The organism is Pseudoalteromonas sp. CO325X (genome assembly GCF_004208955.1).
In the GTDB taxonomy this organism is placed as follows: domain Bacteria; phylum Pseudomonadota; class Gammaproteobacteria; order Enterobacterales; family Alteromonadaceae; genus Pseudoalteromonas; species Pseudoalteromonas ruthenica.
On the sequence record NZ_SGPG01000025.1, the window covers coordinates 23,360 to 44,479 of the forward strand.

The 21,120-nt window shown below is 47.9% G+C and carries 21 protein-coding genes; 14 read left to right on the forward strand and 7 right to left on the reverse strand.

Annotated elements, in window-relative coordinates:
- Nucleotides 1-87: 87 nt before the first annotated feature.
- Entirely contained in the window at nucleotides 88-1,527 is a 1,440-nt protein-coding gene (sthA, locus tag EXT46_RS13965; protein ID WP_130147981.1) for a Si-specific NAD(P)(+) transhydrogenase, read from the reverse strand.
- A 17-nt stretch (nucleotides 1,528-1,544) separates the two neighbouring features.
- The gene (locus EXT46_RS13970; RefSeq protein ID WP_130147983.1) at nucleotides 1,545-2,675 is read right to left on the reverse strand and encodes a fatty acid desaturase; all 1,131 of its coding nucleotides are present in this window, start codon (nucleotides 2,673-2,675) and stop codon (nucleotides 1,545-1,547) included.
- A 100-nt stretch (nucleotides 2,676-2,775) separates the two neighbouring features.
- Between EXT46_RS13970 and fabR the strand changes: the two genes are divergently transcribed.
- The 6 genes from fabR (at nucleotide 2,776) to EXT46_RS14000 (ending at nucleotide 9,108) form a co-directional block, all read left to right on the forward strand.
- On the forward strand, nucleotides 2,776-3,390 hold the full coding sequence (fabR, locus tag EXT46_RS13975) for an HTH-type transcriptional repressor FabR (protein WP_022945939.1): 615 nt from the start codon (nucleotides 2,776-2,778) through the stop codon (nucleotides 3,388-3,390).
- 386 nt (nucleotides 3,391-3,776) lie between these two features.
- Nucleotides 3,777-5,327 (forward strand): 2-isopropylmalate synthase, encoded by a 1,551-nt coding sequence (gene leuA / locus EXT46_RS13980; protein ID WP_130147985.1) that lies wholly within the window; start codon nucleotides 3,777-3,779, stop codon nucleotides 5,325-5,327.
- Nucleotides 5,324-6,400, forward strand: a complete 1,077-nt coding sequence (leuB, locus tag EXT46_RS13985) for a 3-isopropylmalate dehydrogenase (protein ID WP_022945941.1) — start codon at nucleotides 5,324-5,326, stop codon at nucleotides 6,398-6,400. Before leuA ends, leuB begins: the two co-directional genes overlap by 4 nt.
- A gap of 20 nt (nucleotides 6,401-6,420) precedes the next feature.
- Nucleotides 6,421-7,824, forward strand: coding sequence for a 3-isopropylmalate dehydratase large subunit (gene leuC, locus EXT46_RS13990; protein WP_130147987.1), 1,404 nt, complete (start codon nucleotides 6,421-6,423; stop codon nucleotides 7,822-7,824).
- The gene (leuD, locus tag EXT46_RS13995; RefSeq protein ID WP_045979521.1) at nucleotides 7,821-8,420 is read left to right on the forward strand and encodes a 3-isopropylmalate dehydratase small subunit; all 600 of its coding nucleotides are present in this window, start codon (nucleotides 7,821-7,823) and stop codon (nucleotides 8,418-8,420) included. The genes leuC and leuD overlap by 4 nt, the downstream gene beginning before the upstream one ends.
- Before the next feature lie 85 nt (nucleotides 8,421-8,505).
- Entirely contained in the window at nucleotides 8,506-9,108 is a 603-nt protein-coding gene (locus tag EXT46_RS14000) for a hypothetical protein (RefSeq protein ID WP_022946121.1), read from the forward strand.
- 10 nt (nucleotides 9,109-9,118) lie between these two features.
- Here the strand turns inward: EXT46_RS14000 and EXT46_RS14005 are convergent, their stop codons facing one another.
- Nucleotides 9,119-9,466 carry a hypothetical protein gene (locus tag EXT46_RS14005; protein ID WP_130147989.1) on the reverse strand — a complete coding sequence of 116 codons (348 nt, stop codon included), beginning with the start codon at nucleotides 9,464-9,466 and terminating at the stop codon, nucleotides 9,119-9,121.
- A 69-nt stretch (nucleotides 9,467-9,535) separates the two neighbouring features.
- Between EXT46_RS14005 and EXT46_RS14010 the strand changes: the two genes are divergently transcribed.
- From EXT46_RS14010 to EXT46_RS14020, 3 genes are read left to right on the forward strand one after another with little or no spacing between them, the layout of a single operon-like run.
- Nucleotides 9,536-9,985 (forward strand): TerB family tellurite resistance protein, encoded by a 450-nt coding sequence (locus tag EXT46_RS14010; protein ID WP_022946123.1) that lies wholly within the window; start codon nucleotides 9,536-9,538, stop codon nucleotides 9,983-9,985.
- A gap of 21 nt (nucleotides 9,986-10,006) precedes the next feature.
- Nucleotides 10,007-10,570, forward strand: coding sequence for a Crp/Fnr family transcriptional regulator (locus EXT46_RS14015; RefSeq protein WP_240701143.1), 564 nt, complete (start codon nucleotides 10,007-10,009; stop codon nucleotides 10,568-10,570).
- A 55-nt stretch (nucleotides 10,571-10,625) separates the two neighbouring features.
- Entirely contained in the window at nucleotides 10,626-11,132 is a 507-nt protein-coding gene (locus EXT46_RS14020; protein ID WP_130147991.1) for a YgjV family protein, read from the forward strand.
- Here the strand turns inward: EXT46_RS14020 and EXT46_RS14025 are convergent.
- Nucleotides 11,116-11,685, reverse strand: coding sequence for an NAD(P)H-dependent oxidoreductase (locus tag EXT46_RS14025; RefSeq protein WP_130147993.1), 570 nt, complete (start codon nucleotides 11,683-11,685; stop codon nucleotides 11,116-11,118). The genes EXT46_RS14020 and EXT46_RS14025 overlap by 17 nt on opposite strands.
- 120 nt (nucleotides 11,686-11,805) lie before the next feature.
- Between EXT46_RS14025 and EXT46_RS14030 the strand changes: the two genes are divergently transcribed.
- Nucleotides 11,806-12,690 (forward strand): LysR family transcriptional regulator, encoded by an 885-nt coding sequence (locus EXT46_RS14030; protein ID WP_026111280.1) that lies wholly within the window; start codon nucleotides 11,806-11,808, stop codon nucleotides 12,688-12,690.
- A 42-nt stretch (nucleotides 12,691-12,732) separates the two neighbouring features.
- Here EXT46_RS14030 and EXT46_RS14035 read toward each other — a convergent pair whose 3' ends face one another.
- A complete protein-coding gene (locus tag EXT46_RS14035; RefSeq protein ID WP_130147995.1) occupies nucleotides 12,733-13,440 on the reverse strand; it encodes a hypothetical protein in 708 nt (235 codons plus the stop codon).
- A 111-nt stretch (nucleotides 13,441-13,551) separates the two neighbouring features.
- Between EXT46_RS14035 and EXT46_RS14040 the strand changes: the two genes are divergently transcribed.
- Nucleotides 13,552-13,935, forward strand: coding sequence for a hypothetical protein (locus tag EXT46_RS14040; protein ID WP_022946129.1), 384 nt, complete (start codon nucleotides 13,552-13,554; stop codon nucleotides 13,933-13,935).
- Nucleotides 13,936-13,988: 53 nt separating this feature from the next.
- Here EXT46_RS14040 and EXT46_RS14045 read toward each other — a convergent pair whose 3' ends face one another.
- Entirely contained in the window at nucleotides 13,989-15,611 is a 1,623-nt protein-coding gene (locus tag EXT46_RS14045; protein ID WP_130147997.1) for an endonuclease, read from the reverse strand.
- A 295-nt stretch (nucleotides 15,612-15,906) separates the two neighbouring features.
- Between EXT46_RS14045 and EXT46_RS14050 the strand changes: the two genes are divergently transcribed.
- Genes EXT46_RS14050 through EXT46_RS14060 form a run of 3 tightly spaced genes read left to right on the forward strand, consistent with a single transcriptional unit; the run spans nucleotide 15,907 to nucleotide 20,239 of the window.
- Nucleotides 15,907-17,718 (forward strand): assimilatory sulfite reductase (NADPH) flavoprotein subunit, encoded by a 1,812-nt coding sequence (locus EXT46_RS14050; RefSeq protein ID WP_130147999.1) that lies wholly within the window; start codon nucleotides 15,907-15,909, stop codon nucleotides 17,716-17,718.
- A gap of 36 nt (nucleotides 17,719-17,754) precedes the next feature.
- A complete protein-coding gene (gene cysI / locus EXT46_RS14055) occupies nucleotides 17,755-19,473 on the forward strand; it encodes an assimilatory sulfite reductase (NADPH) hemoprotein subunit (RefSeq protein ID WP_022946132.1) in 1,719 nt (572 codons plus the stop codon).
- A gap of 25 nt (nucleotides 19,474-19,498) precedes the next feature.
- Nucleotides 19,499-20,239 (forward strand): phosphoadenylyl-sulfate reductase, encoded by a 741-nt coding sequence (locus EXT46_RS14060; protein WP_045979512.1) that lies wholly within the window; start codon nucleotides 19,499-19,501, stop codon nucleotides 20,237-20,239.
- Nucleotides 20,240-20,263: 24 nt separating this feature from the next.
- Here EXT46_RS14060 and EXT46_RS14065 read toward each other — a convergent pair whose 3' ends face one another.
- Nucleotides 20,264-20,722 (reverse strand): RNA-binding protein, encoded by a 459-nt coding sequence (locus tag EXT46_RS14065; protein WP_045979511.1) that lies wholly within the window; start codon nucleotides 20,720-20,722, stop codon nucleotides 20,264-20,266.
- Nucleotides 20,723-21,120 lie beyond the last annotated feature (398 nt).

Below are 21,120 nucleotides of genomic sequence, written 5' to 3' on the forward strand. Positions count from 1 at the left end.
GAGTTTACAATAATTTTACAGGCGAACAAGAGCTCTTATAGAAAAAATGGGCACAATGCCCATTTTTTCAGTTATATATGATGTGTATCAAACCAACCGGTTTAGCCCGTTCAGCGCTGCAACGCGGTAGGCCTCGGCCATCGTAGGATAGTTGAAAGTGGTGTTAACAAAGTATTCGACATTATTGCCACTGCCTTTTTGCTCCATAATGGCTTGGCCGATGTGGACAATTTCTGAGGCGCGTTCGCCGAAGCAATGCACACCCAGTACTTCTTTAGTCTCACTATGGAAAAGAATTTTTAAACTACCGACGTCGGTGCCAGCGATTTGCGCTCGAGCTAGGTGTTTAAATTGGGCGCGACCTACCTCGTAAGGAATTTTTGCGGCGGTAAGTTGTTGCTCTGTTTTACCCACTGAACTCATCTCTGGGATGGTATAAATCCCGGCAGGAATATCAATAATTAGCTTTTCTTTGCACTCACCTTGAACAATGGCATCGGCGCAAATACGGCCTTGATCAAAAGCCGCACTGGCTAGGCTTGGGTAACCAATCACATCACCAACGGCGTAAACATTATCGACTTCGGTTTGGTAGCTCTCGTTGACTTTCAGCTGACCACGACCGTCAGCTTTAAGGCCAATGGCTTGCAAGTTTAGGGTATCGGTATTGCCGGTACGGCCGTTGGCAAATAATAAGCAGTCGGCTTTGACGCGTTTGCCTGATTTCATATGCATGATAATGCCATCGTCTTTGGTCTCGACGTGGTCGAATTCCTCATTATGGCGAATGAAGATGCCACTGTTCCAAAAGTGATAACTTAGAGCGTCGGATATTTCATCATCCATAAAGGCCAGCAAACGGTCGCGAGTGTTGACCAAGTCCACCTTCATGCCCAAACCTTTAAAAATAGATGCGTACTCACAGCCAATCACGCCGGCACCATAAATAAGAATGCGCAGAGGATCATCTTTGAGGCTTAAAATGGTATCGCTGTCGAATACCCGAGGGTGGTTAAAATCAATTTCTTTAGGGCGGTAAGGGCGTGAGCCCGTGGCGATTACAATAATAGGCGCGCTTAAGCGTTCAAACGAACCATCTTGATGCTGCACGTTCACCGTTGTTTTATCAACGAAACTGGCTTCTCCTTGAAACAAGTCAATGCGGTTACGCTCGTAAAAGCTGCTGCGTAAACTTGACTGTTTAGAGATCACTGAACTGGTATGATTCAAGATGTCGGCAAAGGTAATGCGCCCTGGGCGTTCGGTGATATTGAATAGCGGGTTTGCTTTGTACTCAATATAGCGGCTCACTGAATGGCGCAGCGCCTTTGAAGGAATGGTTCCCCAGTGCACACAGCCACCGCCTACGGCTTGCTGACGTTCAATGACAGCAACCTTCTTATTGCTTTTCGCAAGATTCATAGCGGTTCCTTCACCGCCAGGACCTGTGCCAATGATAATGGCATCGTACTGATACGATGCCTCTGCTTTAGGTTGCTGTTTTTTGCTTGCTGTTTGCTTTGCCACGGTGACTCCTTAGGGCATTAACAATGAGCCTTAAGCAAGCGGGCGTTGAGGGCTAACCAAGCTTGTTTTTGCGCTTGCCAGGCATCTTCTAATTCATGGTATTGCTTCATTAAAGCGGATTTTTCGCATTGTTGCAGCACCGAATCGCGCTTTGCTTCAAGTACTTGCTTTTGCACTTGGCAAAAATGCTGAAGTTTTTTCAACAGTACATCATACTCGCTTTGAAGCAAAACCAGTTTTTCCTGAGCACTTTCAATGGCTGCCAGTTTACCTTGGGTACGGCTCATTAAAGTTTGTGCTTTGGCGCGCTCAATACGCTCTACCGGAGTGCGCTTTAGCTTTTTCGCTAAGCCGACCCATGAGCAGGCGCGGATCAGCCACTTGGTCGGATCATAATGCCACCAACGAATGCCATTGCGATAGTCGCTGGCGAAAATATGGTGAAAATTATGATAGCCCTCACCATAAGTTAACAGCGCCAAGAAACCATTATCGCGGGCGGTGTTTTTTTCGGTGTATGGGCGTGAACCCCAAATATGTGCCAAAGAATTAATAAAAAACGTAAAGTGTTGTGATAGTACCAAGCGCAGTAAGCCCGCAAGCAACATCATGCCTAGCACGTTACCAAAGATCAGCCCTAATAGCAGTGGTAGGCCGAGGTTCATCGCCCATACCAACTTCATATAATGGCGGTGCTGCCACATCACTACTTTATTGCGCTGTAAGTCACGGGCGTTGTTGTAATTACTGTATTGTTCACCCTGATAATCTCTGAGCATCCAGCCAATATGGCTGTACCAGAATCCGCGCGTGGCGGCGTAGGGGTCTTTTACTGGGTCGTCAACCTGGCCGTGGTGTACACGGTGATCGCTACTCCAATGCAACGCACTGTTTTGCAGTGCGAAGGCCCCGCCGAATGCGAAAATCACTTCGATAACAGGATGTGCCTCATAGGCTTTGTGCGCCCATAAGCGGTGATATCCAGCCGTGATTGACAGCCCGGCATAAAACATACAGGCAATAAAGGCAATCCAGTGCGCGCTTGTGTATCCGTAGGTGATTCCATACCAGGGAACTAACGTAATGGCGGCCAAAAATGACAGGCTAAAAAACAGCACATTGACCCACAAAATAGGTGGTTTTTTCATTCTATAAATAATCTCAGCGTACAACTGTACGCTAAAATAGAGGTTCAATCCTTTAGCGTCAAGTATTAGACTTAAGTTTTTAACTGCTTAGGTGGCAAAGATGGCCGGAGTTCGCGCCCAGCAAAAACTAAAAACTCGTCAAGCTCTGATAGAAGCAGCATTCAATCAGCTCAGTGCTGAACATAGCTTTTCCAACTTGAGTTTGCGTGAAGTCGCGCGCGAGGCGGGGATTGCTCCCACTTCTTTCTACCGCCACTTTAAAGATATGAATGAGCTGGGCTTAACTATGGTTGATGAGGCAGGCCTGACTCTGCGTCAGCTTATGCGCCAAGCTCGGCGACGAATAGCCAGTGGTGGCAGCGTCATTTCCACATCGGTACTGACCTTTTTGGAGTTTATCGATAATCAACCGAATCAGTTTCGACTGCTATTGCGCGAGCGCTCAGGCACCTCAAAAGCGTTTCGTGCCGCCGTGGCCCGAGAAATTAAGCATTTTATCCTCGAATTAGCGCATTATCTGGAAAGCGAGACGCGCTGTGATGCCTCGCACGCCCATATGCAAGCCGAAGCCATGGTCACCATAGTGTTCACATCTGGCGCTGAAGCGCTCGACCTAGAAGGGCAGTCGCGTGAGGAGTTAATAGAACGGTTGATTTGGCAGTTGCGTTATATCTCTCATGGCGGCAACCACTATGCACAAAAAGCGAGCAAATAAACGCTTTTGGAAAATAAAATAACCTTGGCGCTATTTCTGTTTCCGGAGCGCCTTCTTTGTTCTCTTAATCTCTAATTTGTTATATTAATTCAGTTTGTCTGTTTTTGTTGGATTTATATTTCTTTAGTTGCGGGTTTTAACCGGTTTTTTTGGAATATTTATGCTTGCCCCGCTGTTCTCTTAGTGTTAAAAAATAGCCCATCTTACTAACAGCGATGCTCAATTATGCGCACCAATCAATTCATTACATTGCTCCTAAACCTGCTACTCCTTGTGAGCTTTAGCGGGGCGTGATGTATTGATTGTTAGTAATACGAAACGAACATAACCCCGCCCTCCCGAGCGGGGTTTTTTATTTCCGGCGGTAATCTTTTAGAGGACTGAGTATGCAAGACAAGGTATGGATATTTGACACCACCCTTCGCGATGGTGAGCAAGCATTGAAAGCAAGTTTGACGGAAGACGACAAACTGCAACTGGCTCATGCAATCAGTCGTCTTAACGTGGATGTGATGGAAGTTGGTTTCCCGGTGTCCAGCCCTGCTGATTTCCGTGCTGTCCAGCGTATTGCTAATGAGGTGCAAGGGCCCATTATTTGTGGCTTAGCACGAGCAGTGAGCAAAGACATTGAAGCATGCGGGGAGGCGCTCAAGGGCGCGCAGCGGGCCCGCATACATACCTTCATCGCCACCAGTCCACTGCACCTGGAACATAAGCTACGCATGACGCTCGCCGAGGCCACCGACATGGCGGTGCAAGCAATTAGCCAAGCCCGCCAATACACCGATGACGTTGAGTTTTCCTGCGAAGATGCCGGGCGCACCCCCCATGATGATTTATGTTATGTCGTTGAGCGCGCCATTGCCGCTGGCGCCAGCACCATCAATCTGCCTGACACGGTCGGCTATGTTACTCCAGATGAATACGCGGCCATGATCCGTTATCTCAAAGTGCATGTCAGCAATATTGATCAAGCGCGCTTAAGTGTGCATTGCCATAATGATTTAGGCTTAGCGGTAGCCAACTCTATTGCCGCTGTGCAAGCGGGAGCACGACAAATCGAATGCACCATTAATGGCATTGGTGAGCGCGCTGGAAATTGCTCGTTAGAGGAAGTGGCGATGATCATGAAAATGCGCCAAGACCATCTGCAAGTGCACAGCGATATTCGCAGTGAGGAGATATATCGGACGTCGCGCCAGGTCGCTAAGATCTGCAATATGCCAGTACAGCCGAACAAGGCCATTGTCGGCGAAAATGCTTTTGCCCACAGCTCAGGTATTCACCAAGACGGTGTACTCAAGGCGCAAAATACCTATGAAATCATGTCGCCAGAGAGTGTTGGAGTGCCCAATAATCAACTGAATATGACCTCACGCTCAGGCCGCCATGTTATTGAACATCGCTTGAGTGAACTAGGTTATCAAGGCGGTGACTACGATATGGATAGCTTATACGCCAGCTTTTTGGAGTTAGCCGATCAAAAAGGCACGGTATACGACTACGACCTTGAAGCCATTATTTATTTCAATCAAATCACCGATAAAGACGATTATTACCAGTTGCAGTTTGTTAATTCCGCGTCGAACTCACAATCAGTCGCCAGTTCGACCATCGGCTTGAGCATTGCTGGTGAACAGCGTCAAGAAGCGGCCACGGGTAACGGCCCGGTAGAAGCGTCTTTTGCTGCCATAGCCCGACTAACCGGCATGGCGGTGGAGGTGATTGAATACAACTTAGATGCCACCGGGCAAGGAGCTAGCTCTTTAGGCCAGGTTGACATTATTGCCCAATATCAGGGGCGTACCTATCACGGCGCGGGGCTTGCCGCCGACATCGTCGAAGCGTCGGTACGTGCCATGATCCGCGTTTACAACATTATTCATCGAGCACAGCAAGTGTCGAGCTTAAAGCAGCAACAAAGGAAAGCAGGATGAGTCAAAACAGTTACAGTATCGCCGTATTACCCGGCGATGGCATTGGTCCAGAAGTGATGGCCGCAGCAGAAATGGTATTAGCGGCCTGCAGTCGCGAATTTGGCTTTAGCCTCAACCTGCATCATCACGCCGTCGGCGGCGGCGCCATTGATGAGTTTGGTGTAGCGCTGCCGGAGCAAACGCTGGCGGCATGTGAAACCGCTGACGCAATACTGTTTGGCGCCGTAGGGGGACCAAAATGGGAAAACCTCCCTCCTGAGCAACAGCCAGAGCGGGCGTCATTATTGCCGCTACGCAAGCACTTCGGGTTATTTTGTAATTTACGCCCGGCGCAATTATTGCCTGCGCTGAGCACCTCCTCTCCGCTGCGCCAAGATATTAGCGCTCACGGCTTCGATATACTCTGCGTACGCGAGTTAACAGGGGGGATTTATTTCGGAGAGAAAGGACGCAGTGGTGAAGGGCAGCACGAAGCTGCGTTTGATACGCAAACCTATGCTCGTAGTGAAATTGAGCGCATCGCTCGGTTTGCTTTTGAAGCGGCGCGGCTGCGCCATAATCATGTTACTTCGGTGGATAAGGCCAATGTCTTGGCTACCAGTGTGTTGTGGCGAGAGGTAGTGAATGACGTAAGTAAAGACTACCCCGATGTCACGCTTGATCATATCTACATTGATAATGCCGCGATGCAGCTCGTGAAGCAGCCGAGCCAGTTTGACGTGCTGCTGTGTGACAACTTGTTTGGCGATATTTTGTCCGATGAGTGCGCCATGATCACCGGCTCTATGGGGCTGTTGCCCTCGGCTAGTCTTAATCAATCCGGCTTCGGTTTATATGAACCTGCCGGCGGCTCGGCACCAGATATTGCCGGTAAAGGGGTCGCTAATCCCATTGCGCAAATACTTAGTGCGGCATTGATGTTGCGCTACTCATTAGCGCAAGACGAGGCTGCACGGCGTATTGAGAAAGCCGTAGCCGAAGCTGTAGCTGCAGGGGTTGGCACGCCAGATATCTTTCCCGATGCGGGCTATACCACGCGCGATGTAGCGGCAGCCATCGTTGAGCGCATTTAACAAGTAAAAGGATGTAGCAAGTGGCATACACGTTATACGATAAAATTTGGCAGGCTCATTGCGTCGCCAGTCTAAATGAACAAACCGACTTACTGTACATAGACCGTCATCTAGTGCATGAGGTCACCTCACCTCAAGCCTTTGCCGGGTTGCGCGAGAAAAATCGCACTGTACGTTGTCCAGAGAAAACTTTCGCAACCATGGATCACAACGTCTCGACCAAATCTCGCTCTTTGGATGCCGCAAGTACTGTCTCGCGTAACCAGTTACTGGCATTGCAGGCAAATTGTGATGAATTCGGCATTAGATTGTACGATCTCAACTCCATTAACCAGGGCATTGTACATGTGATGGGTCCCGAGCAGGGGATCACGCTGCCCGGGACCACCATTGTCTGTGGTGATAGCCATACCTCCACGCATGGTGCGTTTGGGGCGTTGGCTCACGGTATTGGCACGTCCGAGGTTGAGCACGTGCTTGCCACCCAGACATTGCAGCAAAAAAAGGCGAAGTCGTTAAAAATTCACGTTCATGGCAAGCTGCGAAGCACGGCAACAGCGAAAGACTTAATTATGGCCATAATCGGCCAGTTAGGAACGGCGGGCGGCACCGGTTATGTTGCCGAGTTCTGTGGCGAGGCAATTAGCGCTTTGTCGATGGAATCGCGTATGACGCTGTGCAATATGAGCATTGAAATGGGGGCCAAAGCAGGACTTATTGCCCCCGATGAAACCACCTATGAGTATATTAAAGGGCGGCCTTTTGCCCCGCAAGGTGAAGACTTTGACAAGGCCGTTGCCTATTGGCGCACATTGCACTCAGATGCTGACGCGCACTTCGATAAGATCATTGACATTGATGCTCAGCAGGTGCAGCCACAAGTCACCTGGGGTACCAGTCCAGAGCAAGTGCTGGGCGTGGATGAGGTTATTCCCGATCCGGATAAAGAAACGGATTTGATAAAGGCTGATGCTATTCGCAGTGCCTTAAAGTATATGGATTTGCGACCTGGGCAAAAGATCAGTGATATCTGTGTCGATACGGTGTTTATTGGCTCATGCACCAACAGCCGCATTGAGGACTTGCGCGCGGCCGCTGCGGTGGTCGCCGGTAAGCAGGTAGCCAAAGACATAGAAGCATTAATTGTGCCCGGCTCAGGACTGGTAAAACAGCAGGCTGAGGAAGAAGGCTTGGCGGATATTTTCAAAGCCGCAGGCTTTGAATGGCGAGAGCCTGGATGCTCCATGTGTTTAGCTATGAATGATGACCGACTCGCTCCGGGCAAGCGTTGTGCGTCGACCTCCAACCGCAATTTTGAAGGACGCCAAGGGCGGGGCGGGCGCACCCACTTGGTGAGTCCGGCGATGGCCGCTGCGGCCGCAATAACTGGGCGCTTTACTGATATTCAAGGAGAGGCACAATGAGCTGTTTTCATCAGGGGCTAGTGGCCCCGTTGGATAAGAATAATGTCGACACCGACCAGATTATCCCCAAGCAATTTTTAACCTCCACCAGTCGAGATGGGTTCGATAAAGCCTTGTTTTATGATTGGCGTTACCTTGGCGATGGCCAACCCGATCCAGAGTTTGTGCTTAATTACCCGCAATACCAAGGGGCCAGTATTCTTCTTAGCCGTGATAATTTTGGCTGTGGTTCGTCACGGGAGCACGCCCCCTGGGCACTGAAGCAATATGGGTTTTCGGTGATCATTGCCGAGAGCTTTGCTGATATCTTCTTTAATAACTGTGCTAATAACCAAATGTTGACTATCGCCTTGGCGAGCGCGCAGCTGGATGCCTTATTTGCACTGTGTGAGTCTGAGCAAGCACTGCATATTGAGGTGGACTTGGCGAATCAGCAGCTGCGCAGTTCACGCTTTGCACCGATTACTTTCTCGGTGCGTGCAGACGTGAAAGAGCGGTTGTTAAGTGGCCTGGATTTTATCGGTGTGACTGAGCAATACAATGCTCAAATTGATGCCTTTGAACAGCAACTAAAGGCGCAGCGCCCCTGGCAGTGAGTGGCCGCTAGTACTTCAACGTAAAAAGTAGGAAAGCAACAGTGAAAGCGCTATATTGGCGCTTTTACTTTACTTGGAACTCAGCATGAAATTAGCGATTACGTGTGCGGCGTTATCTGTGATAGGCGCTGTTGCCACTGGTGCGCAAGCGCGCCCTGCGCCTTTGGTCTCAATCCCTTCCCACGATGCATTTTTTAATAATATCAAAGCGCATTGTGGTAAAGCGTATCAAGGAAAGGTGACGGTTGATAACGCTGGACCAAGTAGCTTCAGCGAAGCAAAGCTGGTTATGCACGTGCGCCGTTGTACAGAGCGCGAGTTACAAGTGCCGTTTCATGTCGGTGATGATGCCTCGCGCACCTGGATTATTACTAAAACGGGCAGTGGTTTAAGCTTAAAGCATGACCATCGCCATAAGGATGGCAGCGATGACGTCTCCACTATGTACGGCGGTCATACCGTGGATGCCGGTTATGCCACCATGCAGTCATTCCCGGCCGATCAGTACTCTAAAGAGTTATTTGTACAGCAAGGGATCCCGCAATCAGTGGGTAATACTTGGCAAATGTATATTTACCCAGAGCAATTTACTTATCGGCTAGTGCGCCAGGGACGAGAGTTTCGCGTTGATTTTGATTTGACCCAGCCCATTACCCCGCCAAAAGCCCCTTGGGGATATAAAGACTAATTGCGCAGGGCTACTCACAAATGAGCTCAGCAACCAAGTTGGGCTCATAACCTCGTGGGTGAGTAGGGAAGCGTTCATAGTCTTGCACACCTTGGGTAATGCGCAAAGAGAAGGTGGAATCGTTACACAACTGAGCACTGTGACGTAATAAAAACACACTCTGGTTGGCGAACTGTTGGTAGCCATCCTCAACCACTTCCAGACGATAGCGCTTTTTACTTAACCTAGTTTGGTAGTAATGCACTTTATTATCAAAGTCATAGAACTTTTCTTGCTCACCAATAGGCGCAGGAGTGTAACTACATCCCCAGTTCATTGCGACCATGAAAAGCAGAAAAGCATAGCGATATGACGACATAAACAACCCTTGTTGTGTGTACTGGGAGTATCCTTTACAGTGAGTGTAACACCAAGCGGGAGGCGTGCCATGCTCAATAATTTAAAACGGTTCTTTAATTCTTTACAGTCACAGCCACAGCAAGATGACTCGCCTGATTTTAAAACCTCAGTCGCAGCGCTACTGGTTGAGGTGATGCGTGCCGATAGCGAACTACAAGAAGATGAGCGCAAAGCCATGGTCGTGCTGTTGCAGAAATACTTTGATTTAGGCGAGGAAGAAGTAAACAACTTAATCACAGCGGCCAGTCAAGACCTTGATGAAGCCATTGATTACTTCCGTTTTTCTAAGCAGATAAATGACAATACCAATGCACAGGAGCGTATTGAGATTATCGAGTTGTTATGGCGATTGGCCTATGCAGATGGTCAATTAGATAAGCATGAAGAGCATGTTATTCGCCGTGTAGCTGATTTACTCTATGTAACTCATAATGATTTTATCCAAGCAAAGTTGGCAGCGACAAATGTGCAAAGTTAACCAGTTGCAGAGGCTTGTGTCTTGGCTTATCAGCAATTAGGGCAGGCCAGTCAAGTTGTGAGTGAGCAACTGCAACAGTTACTCGCTCACAGTAATGCTATCAAAAGTTTAGAGATGAACACTCATGATGTATTGCTCGAACAGCAACAACTACAGAATTATGCATACTTTGTACAATCCGGGGTGTTAGTTGCCGCGTGTCTCGATGAGCAAGGACAACAGCATTATAAAGAGTTCTATTTTCAGGGTGAATTGGCCTTTATATACAGTGCCTGGATCACTCAACAACCTGCAAACTACAGTTTAGAGGTACTCAAACCCAGCTGCTTGTTGCGTGTGCCCCTGGCTGAGCTGGCACAGCCTCGGTGGCACTCATTAACTATGGCTTTGCTACAGCAACAAGTATTATTTAAAGAGTCTAAAGAAGCCTTCCTGTTGCTGCAAAGTCCACAGCAGCGTTACCAGTTTTTATTAACCCACCGACCACACTGGTTGGCGCAATTATCGCTTACACAAGTGGCCAAATATTTAGGGATTAGTGCCGTGAGTCTGTCGCGGATACGCGCTCGTTTAGGATTGAATTAACAAAGGTTAAGGCGGCCCCAGCCTATACTCGGCATACTCCGGCAGTGGAGGGAGTATGGATTGGTTTTGGTTATCTCAGCTACTGGTTGCTATCGCAATTGTCTGCGATTTAGTATCGTTTCAATTACCACAAAGGCGTAGTGTCCTAATATGCCTGGTGCTATCTACGGCTCTGACCAGTGGCCATTATGTTTTATTAACTCAGTACAGCGGCGCCATCCTGATGCTGCTGGCGTCTTTGCGCTTTGCGCTCAGTATTCATTATCAACAGCGGCGGCTAATGGTGATATTTATGGCTCTGTCGATACTGACAACTTTATTTGTATGGCAGTCGCCTATTTCGCTGTGGGCTTTGGCGGGAAGTTGTATACAAACCTGCGCTGCATTTCAGCGCCGGCAATTGACGATGCGTTTACTGATGCTCTTGGGTAGTGGTTGTTGGCTAGCGTATGGCGTTGCTGCAGGCTCCCCCATGGCTGCGTTACTTGAGGGCTTGTTTGTAAGCAGCAACGTCATTGCGCTATATCGCTATCGCCGGCAGCTTTTTAGCTTTTCAACTTAGACGTTACGTCGATAAGTTGTGACGTAAGCCCGGCTATTTTCTCGCTGGTGGCGCTGTCGGTCAGCTCTCCTTGGTCGTTGACAAAGCCGTGGATACCAGCAATAGCGAGTTGGTCACCAAGCACTAATGCGCCAATGCCACTGAGGATGTCACGCACGTGATTTAAGCCGCGTAGGCCACCGAGTCCGCCAGGAGACGCTGCGAATAACGCTACCACCTTGTTACGAAATGCGGGCGTCGCACCGGCTTTAGTACGTGATGCCCAGTCTATGGCGTTTTTTAATACCGCTGTGATTGAGCCATTGTATTCCGGGCTAGCAAGTAAAATAGCATCCGCTGAACGCAATTTATCTTTTAGTTGTTGCGCACTGCTTGGTACACCTTGTGCTTCAATGTCTTCATCAAACATGGGCAAGTTTAACTCCGCCAAAGAAATTACTTCGACTTCGCTGCCCTGCTGTTGCGCCAATTTTGCGGCATGATTGATCACTGCCTGATTGAAACTATTTTTACGAAGGCTGCCTGCGAGGGCGATAATTTTTGCTGTTGCCATAGTGAATATCCTAATGCTGTCAGTTGGTCTGTGTTAGTACGTACTTTAGCCAAAATCAGACTTGCAAAAAAGCGCAAAAAACGCAAAGCTTATGTGCGTATATACACAGAGAATGCAACCATGGCGATAGAATTTAACGACTGGCAGGATATCAAAGTAGCATTTGAAGTTGCCAGAAGAGGGACTCTTACCTCAGCGGCCGAAGCCTTAGGTGTGCACCATAGCACAGTGCTAAGACGCATTAATCATCTCGAGCAAAGTTTGAATGCGCGATTGTTTCACCGTCATGCTCGAGGTTACTCCATGACAGAAACCGGTGCCAAACTGTTTGCAAGTGCAGAGCAAATCAACGAGCAGTTAGAGTTATTACACAACGATATTATGGCTGCAGACACGACTTTGTCTGGCTCGTTACTGCTAACAACAGTAAGCGGCTTTATCGATGTGTTGGCGCCGGTATGTGAGCAGTTTCAAACACTGCACCCCCAGGTGCAATTAGAAGTGCTGTTGGATCAAAAGCGCTTGCGCCTCGATCATGGCCAAGCACACATTGCTGTGCGTGCTGGTCCGCGCCCAGATGAGGGCGATTATATTGCCCAACACCTCAGTACTATCGAGGCAGGATTGTACGCTCATGAACGTTATTTGGCTCGCACCGGTGAACCACAGTCCATGGCCCAGTTGCAACAGCATCATTTCATATCTGGTGTGGCCGGGTTCAATAGTCGAGTCCCTTATTTTGCTTGGGTGGATGAGCATATACCGGGTGAGCAGATCACCTTGCGGGTGTCAGAAACGTCTGATGCCAATCGGGCGATTGCCAGCGGCCTAGGGATTGGCGGGATGCAAAAAGAAGTGGCAGCTTTATACCCACAGCTAAAGCCTGTGCTTGGCAGTGAGTTAAGCTGGCACAGTGATATTTGGCTGGTGACTCACCATCAAGTGCATCGCAGTGCTAAGGTCCAAGCCTTCGCGCAATTATTGAAGCAACACTTTCGTAAATAGCAATGGCGGTGTGCTCACCTTTGAGGCATCGCCCTTTAGGCATTAGCTGCGCTTTTTCCGCCGTCGCCAAGGTGGGTTTTGCAGCAACAACACACCTCCTGTGATAGCAAATAATACAGAGGCAGCTGCAAAGCTTATCAGCAGCGGGTTGTTGAAATCTTTGCGCTCTTGGTAATCCATAATGTGCAGCATCCAGAAGAAATCGAAAATGCGCCAAATAGTTGAGCGTACAGTAATGAACTGGCCACTGTGGGCGTCTAAATATAGCGTTGTTGCACACCAGTCATCGAACTCGATACGCCACACATCTTGACGGTAACCGACCTCCTGTGGCCCAGTGATAAGGTGCTCTGCGAGGCTAACCTTACCCTCACCAAGATAATGGTTATAGGCAATACGCTCAGCCTGCTCTTGGTTAAGAGCCGCAGCTAGCTGACCCGTTTGGGCGTGAAAAGCATGCTCTTGCTTGCCCTCTGCCGCGATAATGATTGGTTGATTGAGGCGGTGAGTAAATTGTAGCTGCCTCAGTGAGGGCATCTGCATGCGAATGTTATCCAAGGAGGCGGTATAGTCGCTACTGGAAAAGGGGTTCTCTAGCGTGCGCTTTGCCAAATGCTTACCATGTACCTTGTCGAGTGGTAGTGCGCTCATCACAAGGCCACCCATGAGCCAAGCAAATAATTGCAACACAAGTACGTATCCAGCCCATTTGTGTAATGTTCGGCTATGCTTGAAAAGACGTTTATTCATATTGTTGTTGTCTTTGTGGCAGGTGTAACTCAGTTTACGCTCTTGTTATTGGCGGTCAATGTGACACAATGACGCAGTTAATAACTAGTGCGTGGATAATAGGAACGGTGCATGGCAGATATTCAATTTCTTAATGTGGATCTTGAGCTGGAGTCACAACATGATATTAGCGCGCTAGTCGCTGATTTAGACAAAAGCGCCATTGTTTTGCACTATGATAAAGACGAAACACGCCAGCTCGCGCGTATTGAGGCCAACGTCGATAGCCCGAGCCCAGATAAAGCCATCAATGAATTGTGCGAGCTGATTGAGTCATGTTCTAAAGCCGGACTTAAACAATGGCTGAGCTGCTCGCGTCGTACGTTTGATTTGGGCTTTAGTTCTGGTCACTCGCCTAAATGTTTTAATGAAGCCATTAGCGCCGACACTTTACTTCGTATTTCTGCTATTGGTGCAGGTATTGAGATTACGCTGTACGGCTTAGAACAAGATTAAAGTTATTTAAATTGTAAAAAGGCGCCAATTGGCGCCTTTTTAGTTGTGAACGACTATTGCCAAATCAGGGCTGCAAACTCGGGATGATCGATATAAGGGTTACGATTGCCTTGATGGTTGTAAGCACCGTTATTGCGGTCTATTTCTGCTTGAGAGACTGGGTCTTGCTGATGCCACTGCAATAACATCGTCAGTGCCCATGAGCTGAATACTTGATTGCTGCTGCCATCAAGCACGGCACTGCCATAGGTCGAATTGTTCTTCCAGCCGGCAATACGGTCTTGATAGCGTGTTGCCATGTAAAAGTGGGCACGTGCAAAGTCGCCCTTGAATTCATCAATTGGCTCAAACACCGTGCCACTGTAACCTAAGCCACTGCGCGCGGCGCCTAATTTTGAACCGTTGCTGGAAGTGTAGCTAGCACTGCCGACCTCGCCAAAAGGATAACTTCCACGTTTGGCATTTACATAGCCATCAGATGCGAAAATATGGTGTACGTCTGAGTTCATGGGCTCAACCTTGCCACCGAACCAGCTCTTTGGAAAGCTATGCTCGCGGTTGTAGCAATCACCCTCTCGACTGTAGCTGCCACATTGGTCGTTGATGCTAATGAAGCTGTGTGAGTCAGTGCTTAAAGGACGCTCTGAGTAGCGATCGAGAATACTGTTGTCATTCTCATAGTAGCTGTCTCGAGCGTACTGATCATAGAAACCCCAAATGGCACCATAACCCTGATTGGCATGGTTACTGATGAGGTTATGTAGTTCGGTTTTTAAGGCATATCCGCTTAACCCTGAAGCTGAGCTATAGTAACCGTCGACTGGAGGGGGCTCTACTGGGTCGCTGTCGCCGAGGGTAAACGATGTGGCTTGCGAATAGGTGAATTGCCCGCCACTGGCTAGTACGGTGCTGCCATTACTTAATTCGTAAGAGCCAGAGCCTTGTCCACAACACATCCCATCGCCATAGCTATCAAAAATGGTGAAGGTATAGTCACCATCGGCCAAGCACATGTCTTCATTGTATTCTTGGTTAGATTGGTAGCCGCTGCCATTGGCGACGTTGCCCCCTTGTTGGCTCAGCTCCCAGCTCGTTTCACTGCCATAGTTATCGGTGTGCAGAGTTAAGGTGACAGTGTGCTCACTGCAAGAGCCTGTTGGTGGCTCACTGTGGCCGTTGCTCGGAGTAAATTCGTCGATATAAACCACTTCACTGCCATCAAAGCCACTGACATCATAAAAGCGTAGGCCAACCTCTATCTGACCACTGCTAGTAGCAGTATAGGTATAGCTTAACTGTTGCCATTGATTTATTTGGGCTGGATTAGAGTAGTTTTGATAGCCATCAACGTACAGCCGTGCACGCACGTTGCCTTCGGTATGTTTAACCCAAACGGCAAATTGATATTGCTGGCCGGCACTTACGTCAATGCTTTGTCGTAGATCCGTACTGCTTTGTGAGCCAGTGGTTACGCGCACCTTGGCGCCATAGCTGCCAGCATATATATTGGCAGATTCTTGACTCACTTCAATACCAGTATCGATCGTGCTCCACCCGGAAGGAACATTCGCGTTCCAAGCCTCAAACCCACCATTGTCCAATACCTGAGCTTGAGCAGCGAAACTAGCCGTTGATAGTAGCGTGAGCGCCACGATGTTGTGTGAAAAATTTCTCATTGTTATACCTGTTGATTCTTTTGGTTATAAATTGTGCCGAAGGAGTATTACCCCAAAGTGACACAGGGTAACTATAGTCGCTGATCCGTTAAATTGTTTTTGTTGGATAAATTCTAATTTCATAACCAAATGGAATAACAAAGCAGATTCTATTCTTTTTTCCAAGCGTCGCTCATAGGTATGCTTCACGCTAACAAAAACCCAAAAAAGTGACTTGGGTTGCCAACGTAGTACGAATTTAATCAGCCACCGCAAACTTAAATGGTGGCGTTTTTCATGGGTCAGAGGAATTAAAATGTTGTTAAACCAGCTGCATGCGGCTGCAAGCCCGCTTACACCTGAACAGGTGCAGAAGCTCCAAGGTTTGGTGGCTGAACTTAATCCAATTCAGCAGGCGTGGGTCAGTGGTTATCTCGCTGCCAATGCAAATACTGCAGCCTTGGCTGGTGGAGCTGTGAGTGCGCCCGCTGCCACTGAGGCTGCTGCTTTAACGATCCTTTACGGGTCGCAAACGGGTAACGCGAAAGCTGTGGCCACACAACTTAAAGAGCAAGCCCAAAGCAGAGGATTAGCCGCGAAACTAGTTAGTATGGCGGACTACAAGCCTACAGCATTAAAGAAAGAAAAATTTATTAGCATCGTGGTTTCTACCTATGGTGAAGGCGAGCCGCCAGAAGATGCTGAGGCCTTACATGAATTTTTAACCACCAAAAAAGCGCCAAAGCTCGATGATGTTAAAATAGCGGTCCTTGGTTTAGGCGACTCAAGCTATGAGTTCTTCTGTCAAACGGCGAAAGATTTTGAAGAGCGCTTAGTTAAGCTCGGGGCGCAAAGCATTTACCAACGCGCTGATCTAGACGTTGACTATGAAGATCAAAGCGAGAGCTGGATTGCTGGAGCCCTAGATGCATTTGAGCCTGAGCTGAAAGCGCAACAAGGCGGCGAGGCAAATGTGGTGAGCATGCCATTTGGCGCTGCGAGCCCAGCGGCAAGTCAGTACAACAAGAAAAACCCCTTTGTAGCTGAACTACTGACGGTGCAGAAAATTACCGGCCGTGATTCGAGCAAAGATGTGCGTCATATCGAGATCTCCTTAGAGGGGTCGGATATTACCTACACTCCAGGTGATTCATTAGGTGTGTACTTCTTAAATGAGCAAAGCAAGGTCGACAAGGTATTATCACTCTTGCAGCTGGATGGTACTACGCAAATAACGCTCGGTGATGAGAGTCTCACCCTACGTGATGCGTTAATAGAGAAGTTAGAACTCACTCAGTCTTACCCAGGGTTTGTGGAAAAGTATGCCTTAGCTACTAACACACCAGAGCTATTAGCCCTTATCGAAGATAAAGCGGCGATGCGTGAATACATTGAAGCGCGACAAACGTTTGATGTGATTTTCCAGCATCCGGCACAAATTGGTGCTCAAGAGTTGGTTGATTGCTTGCGCAAGGTGCAGCCGCGTTTGTATTCCATTGCTTCGAGCCAAAGCGAGGTTGAGGACGAAGTACACCTTACCGTTGGTGTCGTTGAGTTTGACGCCTTTGGTGAGAACCACCTAGGCGGCTGTTCAGGTTACTTATGTCGTGTTGCAGAAGAAGGCAGTGAAGTTCGCGTATTCACTGAGCACAATGATAACTTCCGTTTGCCAAGCGATGATAACACGCCAGTCATTATGATTGGTCCAGGAACCGGTATCGCGCCATTTAGAGCGTTTTTACAAGAGCGTGAAGCCCGTGACGCACAGGGCAAAAACTGGCTCTTCTTTGGTAACCCACACTTTACGCAAGACTTTCTGTATCAAACCGAAATTCAGGGTTATTTAAAATCGGGTTTACTCACTAACATTGATGTTGCCTGGAGTCGCGATCAGGCTGAAAAAGTGTATGTCCAAGATCGTCTGCGTGAGCAAGGTGAACAACTCTTCGCATGGCTAGAGCAAGGAGCTCACCTGTATGTGTGTGGTGATGCGAACCGTATGGCCAAAGATGTTCATCAAGCTTTAATTGATGTTGTGAAAACTCATGGCAACAAAGACGACGAAAGTGCTGAGCAGTACATTAAAGATTTACGCAGCGCCAACCGTTACCAAAAAGATGTTTATTAAGCGCACTCCGTCAGCGCAAATAATGTAGGAATTGATATGAGCGACTACAAGCCAAATAGCAAGCATGACCCCGAGGCGAAGTTTGCTGACAACGAGCGTCTTAAAACGCAAAGTAACTTTTTGCGTGGCACCATTGAAACTGATCTTAAGGATCAGATCACCGGTGGTTTTAACGCTGATAACTTCCAGTTGATCCGTTTTCACGGCATGTATCAGCAGGATGATCGCGATATTCGCCCAGAGCGGGCAAAACAAAAGCTAGAGCCTCTGCACAATGTGATGCTACGGGCGCGGATGCCAGGCGGTATTATCAAGCCACAACAGTGGTTGGCCATCGACAAGTTTGCTGATGAAAAAACCATGTACGGCAGTATCCGTTTGACGACGCGGCAGACCTTCCAGTTTCACGGCGTGCTCAAACCTAACATCAAAGATATGCACCAGATGCTCAACAGTGTCGGTATCGATTCTATCGCTACTGCGGGTGATGTGAACCGTAATGTGTTGTGTACCACAAACCCAGTAGAGTCTGAGCTACATCAAGAGGCTTATCAGTGGGCTGCGAAGATTTCTGAGCATTTGTTGCCGAAGACCCGAGCATACGCGGAAATTTGGCTTAATGGTGAAAAGTCAGAGAGTACAGATGAAGAGCCTATTTTGGGGTCTACTTATCTACCGCGTAAGTTTAAGACGACGGTCACTATTCCACCGAATAATGAAGTGGATGTACATGCCAATGATTTGAACTTTGTAGCGATTGCTGAAAATGGCAAGCTTATTGGTTTCAACGTACTTGTGGGCGGTGGCTTAGCCATGACTCATGGTGACGTGAATACCTATCCGCGTAAAGCAGACGACTTTGGTTTTGTGCCTTTAGAACACACCTTAGCGATTGCTGAGCATGTGGTATCAGTACAACGTGACTGGGGTAACCGCGTAAACCGTAAAAACGCGAAAACGAAATACACCTTAGACACCTTTGGTAGCGATGCCTTTAAAGCGGAAGTTGAAAAGCGCGCTGGCGTCAAGTTTGAACCAAGTCGTGACTATGAGTTTACTCATCGTGGTGACCGTTTTGGTTGGGTTGAGGGCATCGATGGTAAACACCATCTTACTTTGTTTATTCAAAATGGCCGTATCCTAGATTTTCCAGGTAAGCCTTTAAAAACAGGATGCCGAAAAATTGCTGAAATCCACCAAGGTGATTTCCGCATGACTGCAAACCAGAACCTTATCATCGCCGGTGTGCCTGCACAGCAAAAGGCCACAATAGAACAGCTGGCGCGCGAGCATGGCCTGATAGATGACGGCGATAGTGAGCAGCGCAAAGCGTCTATGGCCTGTGTGTCATTGCCCACATGTCCGTTGGCGATGGCAGAAGCTGAACGTTATTTACCGAGTTTAATCGAAAAAACGGAAGCCTTACTAGCCAAGCACAATGTTGCCGATGAGCACATTATTTTGCGCGTGGTTGGTTGCCCCAATGGTTGTGGTCGAGCCATGCTCGCCGAGGCTGGTTTAGTGGGTAAAGGGCCGGGTAAGTATAACTTCTATCTCGGGGGCAACCGAGAAGGAACACGTATTCCTAAGTTGTATCTCGAAAATGTTGGCGAAGAGACTTACTTAGAAGCCCTAGACGAGCTAATCGGTCGTTGGGCCAATGAACGCGAGCAAGACGAAGGGTTTGGTGATTTTGTTATTCGCCAAGGCATCGTTACTGAAGTCAAAGTATCAAAGACAGATTTCCACGCATAACTAAGTGCGGGAATGAGGACAAGTCATGAGTGATTTTAAGCACATTTTAACGCTTGAAAAAGAGCAGCAACAAAGCTTGCTAACCGATATAAACGGAATACTTGCGGACAAAACCCCAGAGCAACGTGTTGCATGGGCGCTGGATAACTTGCCAAGCACACCCATGCTGTCCTCCAGCTTTGGTATTCAAGCGGCGGTGATGCTGCATATGCTAACGGCGCAAAAGCACGACATTCCCGTAGTGCTGACTGATACAGGGTACTTATTTCCAGAAACCTACCAGTTTATAGAGCAGATGACTGAGCGCTTACAGCTTAATCTAAAAGTCTATAAAGCAGCTATCAGTCCCGCATGGCAAGAAGCTAAGTATGGTAAGTTGTGGGAGCAGGGAGAGGCTGGCATTAAGCTTTATAACCAGATCAACAAAGTTGAGCCCATGACCAGAGCATTGAACGAGCTGGAAGTAGGTACGTGGTTCAGTGGCTTACGTCGTCAGCAGTCGAGCACTCGCCAGGACAAAAATGTGGTTGAAATTAGTCGCGGTACGGTCAAGGTTTATCCTATATTGGAGTGGACGAACCGTGATGTATACCAGTATCTAACTAAACATGATCTGCCGTATCACCCTTTGTGGGAGCAAGGCTATGTTTCGATGGGGGATGTGCATACTACTCGTAAACTCGAGCCGGGTATGAGCGAAGAGGAAACGCGCTTCTTTGGCCTTAATCGAGAATGTGGTTTGCATATAGATGGTGATGGAATATAAAAAAGAGGGCTAAGCCCTCTTTTTTTATGCGTTGCCTTCTTGCTTTTGCTTCGCTTCTCTAACTTTCAGAGTCCGTTCTTGGTACTCATTGTCATTCAGTTTATCAATTATCTTATCCGCATCTTTCAATGCGACTTCGACAAAACCAAAACCTCGGCGCTTGCCTGTGTGTTTATCTTTGAGTAATCGAACACTGAAAACAGTGCCATGTTGCTCAAATAACTCCTTAACCATATGCTCGTTTGCACGGTAGGGTAAGTTACCAACATAGAGTGTTTTCGTATCGGTTACATCGGCATCTACCGCATCATGCTGCGGTGACTGGTTGAAAGCTAAGGGAGCGAAACCCGCCAATATAGCGCCTAGCGCAAATGTAACGGCTGGTGAAAGCTGCAACTGAGGAACTGCAAATTGCAGTATAAGAAAACCCAGAACAGCGATAGAAACTGAGATTATAATTGCTTTTAAATTAGGTGACGTCATTGTGATCTACCAAATATACATAGAATAAACATAAAATTAACAAAATGCAGTGTGTTATCTTAACGACATTACAACACATAGCAACAAGTAAAGAGGGAAACTTCGGGTTTTATTGCTCAAGCTCAGTATAGATGTATTAAAAATGAGCAAAAAACACATTTTTGTTGCTAAATTGAGCGATCAGAAAAGATCTTTAAAAAAAAGTGTTGATCTCATTTTCGATCTCCCTATAATGCGCATCCACCGACACGGCGGACTGCTTACAAACAAGCACTTCAATGAGTCAGGTGAGTCAAATAAAACTTAGTTTAAAGCGAATTAAAAAAACTTAAAATTAAGTGTTGACACAAAATCAGGAAAGCGTAGAATGCGCAGCCCTGAACGGGAGCAAAGCTTCC

Bases quoted from the DNA above. Each gene is read 5' to 3' on its own strand.
- EXT46_RS13970 (WP_130147983.1), bottom strand. From the start codon at position 2,675: ATGAAAAAACCACCTATTTTGTGGGTCAATGTGCTGTTTTTTAGCCTG.
- fabR (WP_022945939.1), top strand. From the start codon at position 2,776: ATGGCCGGAGTTCGCGCCCAGCAAAAACTAAAAACTCGTCAAGCTCTG.
- leuA (WP_130147985.1), top strand. From the start codon at position 3,777: ATGCAAGACAAGGTATGGATATTTGACACCACCCTTCGCGATGGTGAG.
- leuB (WP_022945941.1), top strand. From the start codon at position 5,324: ATGAGTCAAAACAGTTACAGTATCGCCGTATTACCCGGCGATGGCATT.
- leuD (WP_045979521.1), top strand. From the start codon at position 7,821: ATGAGCTGTTTTCATCAGGGGCTAGTGGCCCCGTTGGATAAGAATAAT.
- EXT46_RS14000 (WP_022946121.1), top strand. From the start codon at position 8,506: ATGAAATTAGCGATTACGTGTGCGGCGTTATCTGTGATAGGCGCTGTT.
- EXT46_RS14005 (WP_130147989.1), bottom strand. From the start codon at position 9,466: ATGTCGTCATATCGCTATGCTTTTCTGCTTTTCATGGTCGCAATGAAC.
- EXT46_RS14010 (WP_022946123.1), top strand. From the start codon at position 9,536: ATGCTCAATAATTTAAAACGGTTCTTTAATTCTTTACAGTCACAGCCA.
- EXT46_RS14020 (WP_130147991.1), top strand. From the start codon at position 10,626: ATGGATTGGTTTTGGTTATCTCAGCTACTGGTTGCTATCGCAATTGTC.
- EXT46_RS14025 (WP_130147993.1), bottom strand. From the start codon at position 11,685: ATGGCAACAGCAAAAATTATCGCCCTCGCAGGCAGCCTTCGTAAAAAT.
- EXT46_RS14030 (WP_026111280.1), top strand. From the start codon at position 11,806: ATGGCGATAGAATTTAACGACTGGCAGGATATCAAAGTAGCATTTGAA.
- EXT46_RS14035 (WP_130147995.1), bottom strand. From the start codon at position 13,440: ATGAATAAACGTCTTTTCAAGCATAGCCGAACATTACACAAATGGGCT.
- EXT46_RS14040 (WP_022946129.1), top strand. From the start codon at position 13,552: ATGGCAGATATTCAATTTCTTAATGTGGATCTTGAGCTGGAGTCACAA.
- EXT46_RS14045 (WP_130147997.1), bottom strand. From the start codon at position 15,611: ATGAGAAATTTTTCACACAACATCGTGGCGCTCACGCTACTATCAACG.
- EXT46_RS14050 (WP_130147999.1), top strand. From the start codon at position 15,907: ATGTTGTTAAACCAGCTGCATGCGGCTGCAAGCCCGCTTACACCTGAA.
- cysI (WP_022946132.1), top strand. From the start codon at position 17,755: ATGAGCGACTACAAGCCAAATAGCAAGCATGACCCCGAGGCGAAGTTT.
- EXT46_RS14060 (WP_045979512.1), top strand. From the start codon at position 19,499: ATGAGTGATTTTAAGCACATTTTAACGCTTGAAAAAGAGCAGCAACAA.
- EXT46_RS14065 (WP_045979511.1), bottom strand. From the start codon at position 20,722: ATGACGTCACCTAATTTAAAAGCAATTATAATCTCAGTTTCTATCGCT.